Source organism: Bacillus sp. AFS059628 (assembly GCF_002571225.1).
Taxonomy (GTDB): Bacteria; Bacillota; Bacilli; order Bacillales; family Bacillaceae_G; genus Bacillus_A.
This window is the reverse complement of the sequence record NZ_NVEC01000026.1, coordinates 1-18,566: the sequence shown is the minus strand read 5'-3', so window position 1 is coordinate 18,566 and position 18,566 is coordinate 1. Positions and strand designations below refer to the sequence as shown.

Here is an 18,566-nt window from a genome sequence, read left to right as displayed (position 1 = left end):
CTGTTCGATACATTCTCTCTCCTAGAATGAACGGATTTGGAACGAATTTCTGAACTGTTAATCTCTCGTTATTTAAATACCCTTTACTTAATCCGTCTCCAGAAATACATAGTTCTCCAGGCACACCAAGTGGAAGCAGGTTAGAATTTTTATCTACTACAAAAACCGAAGTATTTGCTAACGGTTTTCCTATTGGGATAACCTCAGTTACTTCATTAACAAAATAATAAGTAGCATATACCGTGCTTTCAGTTGGACCATAAACATGAATAATTTTATCTTTGCCCAATTTCTCAAGGGCTTTGTTCACATGTGAAACTGAAACTCTTTCACCACCGAATAATATTTTTCTTATTTTATCTAAACAATCTATTTCTAAATCTACAAGCGCATTAAATAAAGCTGTGGTAATAAACATAATACTTATTTGTTCTTCCTTTATTAACTTAGCTAGTTTAACAAGACTTAATACAGTGTCCTTCTCAACCATTATTAACTTTGCACCATTTAGAAGCGCACCATAAATATCAAATATAGACCCATCAAAAGCATAATTCGAAAGTTGTAGTATCGTATCATTCTCATTAATTTCAATATAATTTGTATTCTTAACTACTCTAATTGCACTATAATGCGGAATAACTACTCCTTTTGGTGTTCCTGTTGATCCTGAAGTATAAATGATATAAGCTGTATCACTTGAATGATTTATCAAATTCAAATTATCTGTACTTAGCCTTAAAAAATTCTCTTGATCTAAATTAATTAACTCCACATTCAAATTAAGTTGACTTATACATCTATCTTGAGTCAATAAAACTTTTACATTACTATCTTGTAACATGTAGTCAATTCTCTCTTTAGGAGTCTCAGAATCAATTGGTAAATAAGCCGCTCCGGATTTTAAAATCCCCATAATTCCTATAATCATTTCTAAAGAACGGTCGACCATGATTCCTACAATTGTGTTTGATTGAACACCTTTTTCTCGCAGTAGTCTAGCTATTTGATTTGATTTTTCATTTAATTCCCTATAAGTTAGGTTATTACTTTTAAAGCTAACTGCCACACGGTCAGGTGTCTTCTCAACCTGTTCCTCAAACAATTGATGTATCAACCTATCTTTAGGATATTCAACGGTTGTTTCATTAAATTTATAAAGAAGGATGTTTCTTTCCTCTTCTGAAATTAAATCTATATCGATCAATTTCTTAGCATCATTTTCGATAACTTGCTTCGTTACATTTTGAATATGACACTCTAGATTATTGATTAGTCTTTCTTCATATACATTTTCATCATATACAATTGTTAGTTTCAATTTCTCTCCTATTCCTACAGTAAGGCTTAGGCTATAATTACTTCTCTCTTCGTCGGTTACAGATACAACTTCGAACCCTAATCCACTTTCCTTTTCTTCCAATCCTTTTTCATCAATAGCATAATTTTCAAATACTAATATATGATCAATAAGATTACTTTTTAAGTTGCTAAGAGCTTGAACTTCGGCTAGATTAATATAATTATAATCATTGCCCTCTATTGCATCATGTTGAGTTGCTTTTAAAACTTCTTTAAATGATTTTTCACTTTGCAGCTTTATTCTAGTTGGTATTGTATTTATAAATAAACCTAACATATTCTCAATACCTTCTACAGCTGCATCTCTGCCTGAGACAACTGTTCCAAAAACAACATCCTCACTATTGTTATACTTCGCTAGAATAAGCCCCCAAATACTCTGCATCACTGTATTTAAGGTGACGTTATTTTTATTTGCCAGTTGTGTAATCTTATCAGTTAACTCTTTTGAAAACTCTATCACTTTTTCTCTTCTCTGATACTTTCCAGCACTAGAATTATTAAATTTAGGGAGGGTAGCATTTAACTCATACCCCTCCAGATACTTACTCCAATACTTCAATCCTTCTTCATTATCCTGATTATTTAGCCAATTTATATAATCACTATAGGGTCTAGGATCTTCTAATTGATGCTCTTCACCTTTCATTTTATGTGAATAGATAGTAAATAACTCATCTAATATAATCCCAATACACCAACCATCAAGTAATATATGATGAAAGCTCCAAATTACTTTATATGAGTTATCATTTGTTTTGATCAAACAAATTCTCATAAGGGTTTCTTTTGTTAGGTCAAAGCCCTTCACCTTATCATCTACTATATATTTTTCCACATATAAATCTTTAGTGTTTAAATCTAAATCACTTACATCATTATAGCTAAACTTAATTTTTCTATCCCTTAATATTACATGTAATGGCTCGTCCAATTTATAATTAAATGATGCTCTTAACACTTCGTGCCGTTTCATAATCTCGTTGAAACTTTCCTCAAAAATAGTTTCATCTACATAACCTTTTATATCTAATATAATTTGTTCAAAATATGCATCTGAATTTTTATCTTCAATAGCATGAAACAGTATCCCCTTTTGCATATTTGACAATGGATAGATTTTCTCAACTTTATTAACTTTCATAAATTTATCCCCCTAAATAGTTTCCGTCGGAAAAGGCACAAAAATTATAAATATGATTTGTACAATTAAGTAGTCGCTATGATTGTGTTTTGCCTTCAGGATTTAATTTTCGATGAATTCATATTCACCTAGTAACTCATCAAGCTCTTCTAGTGAAATTTTATTGTAACCATAATCGGAAGCTGTTTTTTCTGATTCCGTTTGATTAATACAATGATCGATTATCATTTCAAGATTCTCTTTATACTTTTGGTTAAAATCAGCAATTAAAAATTCAGAATATTCCCCTTCGTTGAAGGTAGTGTTTATTATTAATGTATCCTCTACAATTATTGAATTAATTTCTATAGAAGCATCTCTTGCATTTTCGCCACCTATACTTTCGCCAGGTGATAGCCATGATGCAGAAAATTCTTCATTGGTCGCTTTTTTACTCATTTCTCCCAAATAATTAAATAATATAGGTGCCGTTTCATCATTTAACAAATCTTGATCCTTTTTTAGGTATTTTAAAACCCCATATCCTATTCCGTTATTAGGGATTTTTCTTAAAGTCTCTTTTACCAATTTTATACTCATAGAAATTTCTTTTTCTTTACCTAAATCAAAATATACAGGGTATATTGTAGTAAACCACCCAATAGTCCTACTAACATCTATGTTTTCAATGACTTCTTCTCTTCCATGACCTTCCATGAGAATTTTCAGCCTGTTTTCTCCTGTTAAATCTCTTACTGTTACTAACAAAGCCGCTAAAAGGATATCATTTATTTGAGTATTATATGTTTTGTTTGTTTCTCCCAATAACTTTTGAGTGTTCTCCTTATTTAGTGAAATGGTTAAGGTCTTGCTATTTTTATAATCGGTCACATCTATTTCTTCATTTTTCGCTAAAAAATCTACTTTCATTTTAGATATGTCAGCCCAATATTTTTTTTCTTTTAGAAGTTTATTACCTACCGCATAATCCATTAACTTTTCTGAAAACTCCTTAAATGAATCCGTTTTAAAACCTATATCAAGTTTTTCATTGAGATATGCTTGTTTGTATAACATTTCGAAATCTTCGAATAATATTCGCCATGATACTCCATCTATTACAAGATGATGGATAGTAATAAGCAAATGATCACCCTCATTTGTTCTAAAAATGCAAAGTTTTAACATTTTACCGTCAGTAATCGAAATTTCTTTTTGTATATTTGTTGCTAGTTGACCGACTATCTCCTGTTGATTATCTTGATTCTTAATATCATGGACATATAAATCAAAGAAATCTCCATTCAAATCACGATTATATTGGATAATTTCACCATTTTCCTCTTTATAAATCATTCGTAAAGCATCGTGTTTTTCACAAATTTTACGAAATACCTTTTCTACAATCTGTTCTTCAAATCCATTTTTTCTATACAGCATAAATGATTGATTATAGTGATTTAGCTCTTTATTATTTAATGCTTCGTTTAATACAAAATGTCTTTTCTGTATTGGCATTAAAGGAACATTTCCCTGAATTATTTCATAGTTTTTCTTTACTCTCGATTCATTTTTTACATACTTACTAAGATTTTTAATTTTCGGGTTTTCAAATAAATCTTTAATTTTGAGTTTAAGATTCACTTTCGATAGTTTAGAAACTATTTGTAACGCTTTTATAGAATCTCCACCAACCTCAAAAAAACTATCGTTAATTCCAATTTCTTTAATACCCAAGACATCCTGCCAAGCTGATACAAGATGTTCTTCCACTTCATTTCGAGGCGCTTCATAATCTGTTCCCTTAGAAAGATCCCCCTCTTGTACAAGAGGCAATGCTTTTCTATCTATTTTTCCATTCGGTGTAAGAGGCATTTTATCTAATTGAATAAAAAATGAAGGAATCATATAATCTGGTAAATAATTTGACAAGTAGTCTCTTAATTCACTTGTAGTTAGCTCCTCTTTAGCTATTATGTATGCACATAAATAGGTAAAACCAGCATTATCTTTCCGATCAATTACTACCGCCTGATTTATATTTTGATTACCTAATAGTTTAGCTTCAATTTCTCCTATTTCTACCCTAAACCCTCGAACCTTTACTTGATTGTCTATTCTTCCTAAAAACTCAATATTTCCATCTGAAAGCCATCTTGCCAAATCTCCTGTTTTATACATTTTTTCACCAGGTATAAAGCCATTTGAAACAAACCTTTCATGAGTAAGGTCTGGTTTGTTTAAGTATCCTTTTGCAAGGCCTTTTCCACCAATGTACAATTCACCATACACCCCTATAGGTTGTGGTTCTAATAAAGAATTTAAAACATAATATTTTGTGTTATTTAACGGCTTTCCTATGGGAGCATTCACCATTTGTGGTATATAATCGTACTCTTCTTCATAATAGCTAGAATCAATAGTTGCTTCTGTAACTCCATAGCTATTAATTACTCTCATATTCTCCCCATATCTTTTAACCAAATTTTTGTACTCATGTATAGGGCAGCTATCAGAACCTAATATTAATAATCGTAATGTCGTGAGATCAAAATTATTTTCATATACATAATTCATAAAAGGTATAATAAGACTTGGAGTAGATTCAAAAATATCAATCTTATACTTCTTAATTGTCTTATATAATAAATCCAGTTCTAGCTTGATATGACTCGGTACTATATACATTGTCCCACCATTTAATAAACTTCTACATAAGTCCCCTGCAAATACATCAAACGACATACTAGCCATTTGTAGTAAATTGACTTCATACTTTGACAATTCATAGTGATCTCTCCAAGTGTAATGGGCATTAACCAAATTTTTATGCTCTACTAACACACCTTTAGGGTTTCCAGTTGTTCCTGATGTATATATGATATACACTAAATCATCTGGTGAATTGATATGATTTAAATTATCTTCATCGATATCATATATATCTATATGATTTATATTTACTACTTCACCGTAGGAACCATTTTTATCCGTTAGATGTTCTTGGGTAATAATAATGTCCGCATTACTATCCTCAAGCATAAATTCTATTCTCTCTGTAGGGTATTCTGGATCTATCGGCAGATATGCTCCTCCAGCTTTTAGAACCCCCAATATTCCTACAATCATTTCTACTGATCTATCCACCATTATTGCAACTATACTATTTTGTGCAACACCTTTTTCTCTCAAAGTTCTAGCTAGTTTATTTGCTTTTTTATTCAATTCTTCATAGGTCAACTGCTTTTCTTCGAACACTACAGCTATATGATTTGGTGTTTTTTTAACCTGCTCTTCAAAAAGTTCGTGTATAGTACCTACTGGATATTCAACAGCAGTATCATTAAACTTGTTTAATATCATTTCTCTTTCTTCTTGTGAAAGCAAATTTATTTCACTTAATTTTTGTTCAGGATTATTAACAATTTCTTTTAAGATATTAACTATATGATTTCCAATTCTTTCTATTGTTTCTTTTTTAAATAATTTTGTGCAATACTCTAAAATAAATTCTATATGATCTGTATTTTCAATTGCCGATAAACTTAAATCAAACTTTGCAGCTTTAAAATCAATGTCATACGGTTCGATTTTTAAGCCTTTTATATTCAACTCTAGATTATCTAAATTTTGAATAGAAAACATCGTATCAAACAATGCGTTTCTACTAATATCCCTTTTTAAGGCTAGCTTTTCAACTAACTCATCAAATTGATAATCTTGATTTTCATAAGCATTTAAGGTATTTTCTTTTACTTTCTTCAAATAATCAATGAATCTACTGTCTGCTTTAGGACGATTTCTCATCACAAGAGTATTAACAAACATACCAATAGTATTTTTTAAATCATCATGTTGTCTTCCTGCAGTTGGTGAGCCAACTATAATGTCTTCTTGTCCCGTATATTTCGAAAGTAGCGTTGTATATGCTGCTAAAAGTAGCATATACATAGTAACTCCATTTTCCCTTGCAAACATTTTAAGCTTGTTTGTTAGTTCAGAATCTATTTCAAAACTTAATCTATCTCCCTCGCTACTTTGTATTTGTGGTCTTGGAAAGTCAGTTGGCATATTCAGAACTGGTATCTCATCCTCAAATACTTTAAGCCAATATTCCTCCTGTTTCTTTATATTATCACCGTTACAAAACTTTTCTTTCCACTCTGAATAGTCTTTATATTGAATTTCTAATGGTGCTAATTTTTTTTCTCCAAATATATCTGTTAACTCTTTCATCAAAATGCTCATTGATACTCCGTCTGCAATAATATGATGCATATCAAGCATCATGATATGCACATCCCGACTAACTTGTACGATTTCTACCCTTAGAAGAGGAGCTATCTCTAGATTAAAGGGTCTTATGAATCGCGCCACTCGTTCTGATACGTTCTCTTTCTCTAATTCACCATATTCAATTTTAAAATCTATTTCTTTTTCTATCTTTTGAACTGGTTCTCCATCAATCATTACAAAAGAAGTTCTTAATGCTTCATGTCTATCAATTAATGTTTTAAAGGCTTTTTCAAAAGTGTCCAATTGAAAGCGCCCCTTCATTTGTATAACAACTGGTAGATTGTAAGTAATTCCACTATCCTCTATTTGATTTAAAATATAAAGCCTTTTTTGAGCCGATGAAAGATTATAAAATTGCTTTTCCTCAGCTTTCTTTATTTTTGAGTAAGTACTCGTTTCTTTCCCTTTTATATATTCGCCAATGCCTTTGATAGTAGGAAAATTAAATATTTGTTTTAATGGTATTTCAACATTTAATTCTTTATGTATCTTTGATACCAATGAAAAAGCTTTTAGTGAATGTCCTCCAGCTTCAAAGAAGTTATGATTTATTCCAATTTTCTCTATACCCAAAACGCCCTTCCACACTAAAGCCAACTTCTCTTCTACTAGATTTCGAGGCGCTTCATAATGATCTTCTATAAATTTATTGAAATCTGGTTCCGGCAATGCTTTCACATCCACTTTTCCATTAAGTGTAATCGGCAATTTTTCCATCTCTATGAAATGCAAAGGGATCATGTAACCAGGAAGCTCTTTGGCAAGCAACTCTCTCACTTTATCTATGTTCAGTTCTTCATTCAAATCATTAACTGTAATAAATGCGCAAAGATATCTGTTTCCATCTATCCCCTCTTTATCAATTACTTTAGCTTCTTTTATGTTCGATTGCCTTAATAATTGATATTCAATTTCTTCCAGTTCAATTCTAAAACCGTGAATTTTTACCTGATTATCTATTCTACCTAAAAATTCAATATTTCCATCAGGTAGCCATCTTACTAAATCTCCAGTCCGATACACTCGTTCTCCTAAACTAAAAGCATTAGACTTGAATTTTTCTTCAGTTAATTCTTTTTTATTTTTGTATCCTCGCGCTACACCTTCTCCACCTATATATAATTCACCAGGTATTCCTATCGGCAGTAATTGAGCGTTATTATCCAAAACATACAATTTATAATTGCTTAGTGGTTTACCTATAGGTACACTCATTCCCATACAATCATTGGAACTGACCTTATAATATGTTGCGCAAACAGTTGTTTCTGTAGGACCATATGAATTATAAACATCGGCAATCTCAATAATATTTTTTATATATTCATACTTTAAAACATCTCCACCACTAATAAATTTCATATTTTTATTAAGTATTAAATGCTTATTTTTATCAATTTCATTGAGTAACAGTGGTGAACAGCTTACTAAAGTCACATTATATTCTTCAATATTTTTAACTAGCTCATCTATGTTCAGATCACCAATTTTTTTACTAATGATTAATTTCCCTGAATTAGCCAAAATAGGAAATATTTCTTCCGTAAAAGCATCAAATGAAAATGAAACTACTTGTAATATAGAATCTTCTTCATTTAAAGTAATTTGTTTTGAAAATGCATAAATATAGTTAATAACGTTACGATGTGTAGTCATAACCCCTTTAGGCTTTCCACTAGAACCTGACGTATATATTAAATAAGCTAAATCAGATGAATGATTTAAATTTTCTAGGTTGTCCTTATTTAAAGAACTAATTTCTTCATCATTAAATAAAATACTTGGAACTGTTCTTACTTTGAATTGTAAGTGCTCCTGAGTAACAACTAATTTTGCTTCACTATCTCTTAGCATATATTCAATTCTTTCTTCAGGATACTCAGGGTCAATTGGTAAATATGCTGCTCCAGCTTTTAAAATCGCCAATATGCCAATTATCATTTCTGGGGATTTATCCGCCATAATTCCTATTACAGTATCCGGCTTTGCACCATTTTTTCTAAGCAACCTTGCCAGTCGATTTGCTTTTTCATTTAGTTGTGTATACGTTAATTGTTCCTCTTCAAATATAACTGCAATATGATTTGGTGTTTTTAGAACCTGCTCTTCAAATAAATGGTTTAAGGTCTTATTTTTAGGAAATTCAGCCATAGTATCATTAAATTTGTGTAATATGATTTCTGTTTCTTCTTCTGAAAGTAAATTTATTTCTCCTAATTTAAGCCCCGGATTATTGGTAATTTCCTTTATTACATTTACTAAATGACCTGCAAGTCTTTTGATTGTTTCTTTTTTAAATAATTTTGTGCAATATTGCAAATCAAATTTCAAATGATCTGTATATTCTATCGCCGTAAGACTTAAATCAAATTTCGCCACATTAAAATCAATATCGCAAACCTCAGTGGTTACTCCATTTATATTAAACTCAAAATTATTTTGAGTTTGTATATCAAACATCGTATCAAACAATGCGCTTCTACTTGTTTCTTTTCTTAAATTTAGTTTCTCTACTAATGTATCAAATTGATATTCTTGATTCTCATAAGCATTTAAGGTGTTTTCTTTTACTTGTTTTAAATAATCAATGAATTTAGTATCTGCTTTTGGATGACTTCTCATTGCAAGGGTATTGACAAACATCCCAATCGTATTTTTCAAATCATCATGTGTTCTTCCCGCAATGGGTGAACCAACTATTATGTCCTCTTGCCTTGTATATTTAGAAAGAAGCGTTTTATATACTGCTAAAAGAAGCATATACATAGTAACTCCATTTTCCCTTGCAAGAAATTTAAGTTTATTTGTTAGTTCAGAATCTATTTCAAAACCAAGCCTATCTCCCTCACTACTTTGTATTTGTGGTCTTGGAAAATCAGTTGGCATATTCAGAACTGGAATATCACCCTCAAATACCTTGAGCCAATATTCCTCCTGCTGCTTTATGTTATCTCCTTTATAGTATTCTTTTTGCCATTCCGAATAGTCTTTATATTGAACTTTTAATGGTGCTAATTCTTTTTCTCTAACTAAATCAGCTAACTCCTTCATCAAAATGCCCATTGATACTCCATCTGAAATAATATGATGCATATCAAGCATCATGATATGCTCATTCTGATTAACATGTAAAATCTCTACCCTTAGAAGCGGCGCTATCTCTAAATCAAAAGGTCTTATAAATCGCGCCACTCGTTCTGATACGCTATCTTCTCCTAATTCACTATATTCAATTTTAAAATCTATTTCTTTTTCTATCTTTTGAACTGGTTCTCCATCAATCATTACAAAGGATGTTCTTAATGCTTCATGTCTATCAATTAGTGCCTTAAAAGCATTCTCAAAAACTTGCATTTGAAAATCGCCCACGATTTTGATAACTAAAGGAATATTATATGTCGTACCTTTAGATTCCAAATTATTTAAAATAAGCATCCTTTTTTGTGCCATTGATAAGGTATAACAATCATTTTCTGATTGTTTCGCTTTTGGAATTTCATTCTTTTTTTCTATATCTTCATTTTTTAAAGCTATAATAATTTTTTCTTTATATAACTTTATTCTTCCCTTTAATTCAGCTGTTATTAGTTCACGAGGTCCAATAATTTTTATCTTCCCTTGATTCTGATATAAGAAAATGTTTGATTTTTTCAAATCATTTATAAACCCTTTAATATCCATAACTAGAATCATTCCCTTCGCGGTGCCCATTCAATTTCTCACACTGTTAGTAAATAACTAAAACAACTATCAAATTTCATATACATCTTTGAAATTTAAACCATTGGGCCTAGTTTAACTGCACAATCTATTCCTTTTTCTCTGCTGAGAAGAAGTATAGATTGTACAGTTTTCCTAGGATAAATCCCCTTTTCTTATAATTAAATCTTAAATCTCAAAACAATCAACATTATAGAAAATCTGCCTTTTTACACCTATTACTAATATCTTTTACCTCCAAAAGAAATGAATTTCATTTTAAACCGTTATACCTCTTCCTCAACATAATCATAAGAACTATTTTGACGATCATGTTCAGTTGATAGGATATAATTTGCTAAACCCATTACACTTGGATTCTCAAAGAAATTGTGAATGCTTATATCTGTATTTAAAACTTTATTAATAGCAGCAACAGCACTCATTAACTTCAGTGAATTTCCTCCTATTTCAAAGAAGTTATGAGAAATTCCAATAGATTTGATGCCTAGGATTTCTTCCCAAATTGAAATAATAGTCTCTTCTACAAAATTACTTGGTGCTACGTACTCTACCTCAGTTGTTACATTCCCATCAGGCTTTGGTAATGACTTTCGGTCTACTTTCCCATTTGTAGTTAGCGGTAGCTTATCAAGTTGAACAAAAAATGCAGGAATCATATACTCTGGAAGCTTTTTAGTTAGATACTTTCTAATTTCTTGAATTATTAATTCATCTTTCCATGTTTCAGAAGTAAAGTAAGCGCATATATATTTTTCACCATGAATATCATCTCTTACGATAACAATAGCTTCTTTTACTTTTTTATATTTAAGTAGCTGACTCTCTATCTCACCAAGTTCAATCCTGAAACCACGTACTTTCACTTGATGATCTATTCTACCTAAGAACTCAATATTTCCATCAGGCAACATCCTAACGAGATCGCCTGTTCGATACATTTTTTCTTCTGGTATAAATGGATTTGAGACAAACTTTTCTGCTGTCAAATCTGGTCGGTTTAAATATCCATGAGCTAATCCTGCTCCACTTAAACAAAGTTCTCCAGCTACGCCGATTGGAAGTAGTCTCTGATTTCCATCTACTATAAATGCTGAAGTATTTGCTAATGGCTTCCCAATTGGTATTGTGTCGAATTCTTCATTGATTTCATTTATACAATAATACGTAGCAAAAACAGTACTTTCTGTCGGACCGTATACATGAATCAGCTTATCTTTCCCTAGATACTCCAATGCTCGTTTTGTATGTGATACTGAAATTCTTTCACCACCAAAAAGGATTTTTCTTATATTAGATAAACACTCTATTTCTAAATCAACCAACGTATTAAATAAGGCTGTAGTTATAAACATAACACTAATTTTTTCTTCTTTTATTAATTTTGTTAGCTTACTTAAATTCAATACTGTATCTATTGATACCATCACTAATTTTGCACCATTTAACAATGCACCGTAGATGTCAAATACGGATCCATCAAAAGAATAATTTGAAAGCTGTAAAATAATATCATCTGCATCAATCTTAATATAGTTTGTGTCACGAACAACTCTTACTGCATTAGAGTGTGATGTAACCACACCTTTTGGTATTCCAGTAGAGCCCGATGTATATATGATATAAGCTATGTTCCCAGAATCATTGATAGGAGCTAAATTCTCTTTACTCAATTGAAAATTCTCACTCTTATCTAAACTAACCATCTCTACATCCAATGAGGAATCATTAATGAACTTCTCCTGCGTTAATAGAATTTGAATATCACTATCGTGTATCATAAATTTGATTCTATCCTGAGGAGATTTAGGATCTATCGGCAAATAAGCTGAACCTGATTTTAAGATACCCATTATTCCAATTATCATCTCAGGGGATCTCTCAACCATAATTCCCACAATTGTATTTGCAGTAATCCCTTTATCTCGTAACCATCTAGCAACTTGATTAGACCTTTCATTTAATTCTTGATACGTCATTTTAGTGCCTTCAAATTCAACGGCAATATGATTAGGCGTTTTCTCTACCTGTTCCTCAAACAAATGATGTATAGTCTTATCCTTCGGATAATTCGTCTTTGTATCATTAAACCTATACAATAATGCATTTCGCTCTTTCTCTGGGATTATGTCTATCTCATTTAATTTCTTATCCTCATTTATAACAACTTGTTCGGTTACTTTTTTAAGATGCATTTCTATATTGTCTATTATTTCCTGTGGATAAATCTTTTCGTTATAAGTTAATTTTAATACTAACTGTTCTCCAGGAATTGCTACAATGTTGAATCCATAATTAGTTTGCTCTTCTCCCCTTATATTTTGACACATAAAACCTGTATTACTTTCTGCATGATTAAAACTACTATCATCCAGTGAATAATTTTGAAATACCATTACATGATCAATTAGATTTCTTTTTAGATCATGTAAAGATTGAATTTCAGCTAAATTTATATAGTTATATTTATTATTTTCTATTGATTCATCCTGGACATTTCTTAAAACCTCTTTAAAACTACTATCTTTTTCCAGTTTAACTCGAGTCGGAATTGTATTAATGAATAATCCTACCATCGCTTCAATTCCTTCTACTTCTGCCTCTCTTCCTGATACGACTGTTCCAAATACAACATCTTCTATATTATTGTACCTCGCTAAAAGAATGCCCCAAATTGTCTGCAGTACGGTATTAAAAGTAACTTGATTTCTATTTGCGAGTTGAATAATGTTACGAGTCATTTCTTTTGAAAATTCTATCATTTTTTCTTTTCTTTTATACTCATTAACTTTATTCAAGATTTTAGGAACCTGTGCTTGTTCTTCATATCCATCCAAATAGCTCTTCCAATGTGCTAATCCTTCTTCTTTATCCTGTTCTTCCAACCATCTTATATAATCACTATATGGTGTTGGCTCCGCTAAATGGCTATCTTCACCTTTCATCTTTCTTCCATAAACATCAAATAACTCACCTAATATAATCCCAAGACACCATCCATCTAACAATATGTGATGATGACTCCATACCAATTTATATGAATCCTGATTCATTTGAATTAAGCTAATTCTCATTAATGTGTCTACACTTAAATTAAAGCCTTTTTGTTTATCATTTTGTAAATAATTCTCTATAAACTTTGTTTTCTGCTCAATGCTTTCGTCTTGAATATCATAATATTTGAAACCTACTTTTCTATCTTGAAGTATGACGTGTCTTGGTTCCTCCACTAATTCATACTCAAATGCTGCTCTTAATATTTCGTGTCTCCTCATTATTGTATTAAATGATTTTTCTAAAATATCTACATCTACAGTCCCTTTTATATCCATTACAATTTGTTCAAAATACATACTTGAATTTTTATCTTCTAATGCGTGGAATAACATCCCTTTTTGCATATTTGCTAACGGATATATTTTTTCAATAATAAAACCATTGTATTTTTCTTTTATTTCTTCAAGTTCTTCTAATGTTATATTTATATCTCCATAATCAAAAGGTGTTTGATCTGGTTCTACTTTATTCGCACAGTGATTAATTATCATTTCAAGACTTTCTTTATATTTCTGATTTAAGTCCTTTATCATTTTTTCACTGTATTCTAATTTATTAAATGTTGTATGAATAACCAATTCACCATTTAAAACCATTGAATTCATTTCTATAGATGTATTCCTATTAATTTTCTTACCCACTGTTTCACCTATAGACCATTTCGATGCAGAGAATTCTCTCCTGTTAATATCTTGATCCAATTCACCTAAATAGTTAAATGAAATTGGTGCCTTTTCTTCATTCATAAATCCCTTATCTTTTGCTAAATGTTTTAATACTCCATAACCTATTCCTTTATTTGGTATTTTCCTCAAAGTTTCTTTAACTGTCTTTATGTTGGTCGAAAGTTCATTTTCATTCCCTATATCTAAAAGCACTGGATACATCGTCGTGAACCAGCCAACAGTCCTATTGATTTCGAAATTCTCTATTACGTCCTCTCTTCCATGCCCTTCCATATTTACTTTTAGCTTGTATTTCCCCGTCAATTCTCTGGTTCCAACTGCTAAAGCTGTTAATAAAATATCATTTATTTCTGTGTTATATGCCCTATTTGTATTTCTAAGTAAAGATGTAGTGAGTTCTTTATCTAATGTAATACTTACTGTACTGCTATTTTCAAAGTTGTTTTTTGTGATTTCTTTCTTTTTAGGGATAAACTGTACATTCTCCTTTGATATACTTGTCCAATATTCCCTTTCTTTCATTAATTCCCTACTCACGCTATAAGCTTTTAACTTTGATGCAAATTCTTTATAGGAATCTGTTTTGAATCCTATTTCTAGCTTTTCACCCTTTTCTAGTTGTGAATATAAAGTTTCCAAATCTTCGAGTAGGATTCTCCATGATACTCCATCCACTACAAGGTGATGAATCGCAATTAGAAGATGATCTCCTTCATCCGATTTAAATATACAAAGCTTTACAAGTTTACCTTCTTTAATATCCATCTCTTTTTGAATATTTGTAGCAATTTCATATACCTTCTCTTCCTTATTCTCAACGCCCTTAACATCATGAATATATAAATCAAATAGGTTCTTGTCATAACCCCTATTATATTGAATTATTTCTCCCTCTTTTTCTTTATATATCATGCGTAAAGCATCATGATGTTCCATAATTTTATTAAATACTTCTTCTATCTGTTTTTCATCAAATCCATTTTCTCTAAATAGCATGAACGATTGATTAAAATGATGTATCTCTTCTTGGTTTTTCTCAAAATACCAACTTTGTATCGGGGTTAATTCTACTTCCCCCTTTACTATTTCATGAACCTTTTGTTCTTTCTTTTCTCTTTTTATATATTTTCCAAGATTTTTAATTTTTGGATTTGCAAATAAATCTTTCATTTCTAATTTAAGACCAATTCTAGATAATCTAGATATAATTTGGATTGCCTTAATGGAATCTCCTCCAGATACAAAGAAATTATGATTAATCCCTATATCCTCTATCCCAATAATACTTCTCCAAATTTCAACGAGCTTTTCTTCCACTTCATTTCTCGGTTCCTCATACTCTACCCCAGTATTAATACTTCCATCTGGTTCAGGAAGTGCTTTTCTGTCTACTTTCCCGTTCGTTGTCAACGGAAGTTTATCTAATTTCACAAAATATCCAGGAATCATATAATCCGGAAGTTTCTGTTCTAAATATTCTCGAATTTCTCTTGCATGTAATTCTTTTTGTGAAACGATATACGCACATAGATATTGATTACTTTCCTTATCTTCTCTAGCTATAACAATCGTTTCTTCGATATCTTGATGAGTTGACAGTTGACTTTCTATTTCTCCAAGTTCAATTCGATAACCACGTATTTTCACCTGATGATCTATCCGTCCTAAAAATTCTATATTCCCATCAGGTAACCACCTTGCAAGATCTCCAGTTCGATACATAGATTTACCGTTATTAAATGGATTTTCAATAAACCTTTCAGCTGTTAATTCTAGATTATTCAAATATCCTCTTGCTATCCCCTCACCTGATATACACAGTTCCCCAGCTACTCCAATTGGCTGAAGATTATTTCCCTTGTCTAATATATATATATTAGTGTTTAAAATTGGTTTTCCAATCGGAATTACCTTATCACCACTTATTTGATCAAACTCAATTCTATAACTTGTGGAATCTACACAACACTCTGTAGGCCCATAAACATTTGTGATATTAGGTTTAAAATCAGCAAATTTTTCAAATAAACCTTTGATTAAATAAGGCGTTAATGCCTCTCCTCCTACAATAAATTCTTTAATTTCTAATTCTTGTTCTATTTTATTTACATAGCTAAGCATTGTTAAATGTGCCGGAGTAGCATCGGATACATTTATTTTATTTGTTGCATAATACTCAATTAAACTCATTGCATTCCAACTTACTTCCTTTGGCACAACAAATAAGGTATGTCCTAAAAGTAATGTTGCAAATATTTGTTTCACCGATGCATCAAATATAAATGGTGCTAGCAACGCGACATTAACATTAGTATTGAATCTTTTATAAATTACATCATTTAACCCATTGACTAAGTTATTTACACTATTTTGTTCTATCATTACCCCTTTAGGATTCCCTGTAGAACCTGATGTATATATTACATAAGCTAAATTTCGGGGACTATTTATTTTACTGATATTCGTTCTATTTTCTTTATATTTTAATTTATCTAATTGTATAATTTGTCCATGAAAAGATATATCGCTATGAACCTCATTCGTTACGCATAGTATCTCTATATGGCTATTACGTAACATATATTCTTTTCTTGTCCTAGGATAAGTTGGATCAATCGGTAAATAAGCTCCTCCAGCTTTTAAAATCCCCATTATACCTACTATCATTTCAATAGAGCGTTCCACCATTATTCCCGTTACTACGTCAGGACCAACTCCTTTTTCGCGAAGTATATGCGCAAGGCTATTTGCCCTTTCGTTTAGCTCTTTATATGTTATACTTTGATTTTCAAAAACAAGTGCCACATTATTAGGTGTCTTCTCTACCTGTTCTTCAAAAAGCTCTGGAAGTGTTTTTTCTTTATCATATTTTCCTTTTGTATTATTAAATTCGTTTAATAACTTACTTTTTTCTTTCTCTGTTAATATATCTATTTCACTTAATTTCTGTTCTGGATTTTCTACTACTTCTCTTAAGATATTTATAAAATGCTCTAAAAATCTCTCTATGGTTTCCTTTTTATAGAGAGCCGTACAGTATTCAATTTCTAATCCTAATCCGTCCTCTAACTCACTTACATGTATAGTAATATCAAACTTAACTATTTTCCTCTGATCTTCTAACATGCTAACCTTTAGTCCATCCAAATTTAATAGCATATTATCAGTGTGTTGAAATACCAGCATCGTATCAAATAGTGGATTTCTTGAAATGTCTCTTCTCACATTTACCTTTTCTACCAATTCTTCAAATTGATAATCCTGATTTTCATATGCTTTCAATGTATTTTCTTTTACTTCTTTTAAGTACTCTCTAAAAGATCTATTGCCCTTTGGATAATTTCTCATCGCAAGGGTATTCACAAACATTCCCATTACATTATTTAAATCTACATGTTTTCTTCCTGCAATTGGTGATCCTACTACTATATCCTCTTGCCCTGAATATTTAGAAAGCAAAGTCGTGTATCCTGCTAACATCAGCATATACATAGTAACTTCATTTTCTGTAGCCAACTTGTTTAACTGATTATAAGTTTCACTATTGATTTTTAAATTGATTCTATCTCCAGCAAAACTTCTTCTTTTTGGCCTTTTATAGTCCGTTGGCATATTTAGTACTGGTACTTCTTCATTGAACACATTCATCCAATACTTTTCTTGCTTTGTGATTTCTTCTTGAGTAAACAAGCCTCTTTGCCACGCAGAATAATCTTTATATTGAATGCTTAATGGAGATAATTTTTGACCATTATATAATTCAGCTAATTCCTGCATGAAAATCCCCATTGATACACCATCTGATATGATATGATGCATATCTAATACCACCACGTGCTCATCGTCTGTAACATGTATGATTTCAACCCGTAAAAGAGGAGCTTTCTCCAAATCAAACGGTTTAACAAATCCATTGATTATATCATCTAGCTTATTGGTACCCATTTCTCTATACGTCACTTGGAAATCTATGTCTTTTTCAATCTTTTGAACTGGTTCACCATCTACCATTACAAAAGAAGTTCTTAAAGCTTCATGTCTTTCGATTAATTTATGGAAAGCCTGTTCAAGCTGATGAACATCCAAATCACCTTTTATTTTCATAGCGAAAGGCATATTATAAGATACTCCGCTACCCTCTATTTTGTTTAAAATGTAGAGTCTTCTTTGGGCAGATGAAAGCGGATAATAATCTTGTTCTTCTACTTTTTTGATCGATGCATATACACTTTCTTTTGTAGAGTCAATAAATTCTCCAATCCCTTTTATAGTAGGTGTTTGGAAGATTTGTCCTAAAGGTATCTCCACCATAAGTTCCTTAT

At 31.1% G+C, this 18,566-nt stretch carries 3 protein-coding genes; all 3 read right to left on the bottom strand.

Annotation, left to right across the window (positions count from 1 at the left end; genetic code table 11):
• The coding region (locus COL05_RS10110; RefSeq protein ID WP_142337423.1) for a non-ribosomal peptide synthetase at positions 1–2,506 on the bottom strand (2,506 nt) is incomplete at its 3' end.
• A gap of 102 nt (positions 2,507–2,608) precedes the next feature.
• The gene (locus COL05_RS10105; RefSeq protein WP_142337422.1) at positions 2,609–10,462 is read right to left on the bottom strand and encodes a non-ribosomal peptide synthetase; all 7,854 of its coding nucleotides are present in this window, start codon (positions 10,460–10,462) and stop codon (positions 2,609–2,611) included.
• A gap of 305 nt (positions 10,463–10,767) precedes the next feature.
• A partial coding sequence (locus COL05_RS10100; protein ID WP_306475310.1) for a non-ribosomal peptide synthetase occupies positions 10,768–18,566 on the bottom strand: 7,799 nt, incomplete at its 5' end.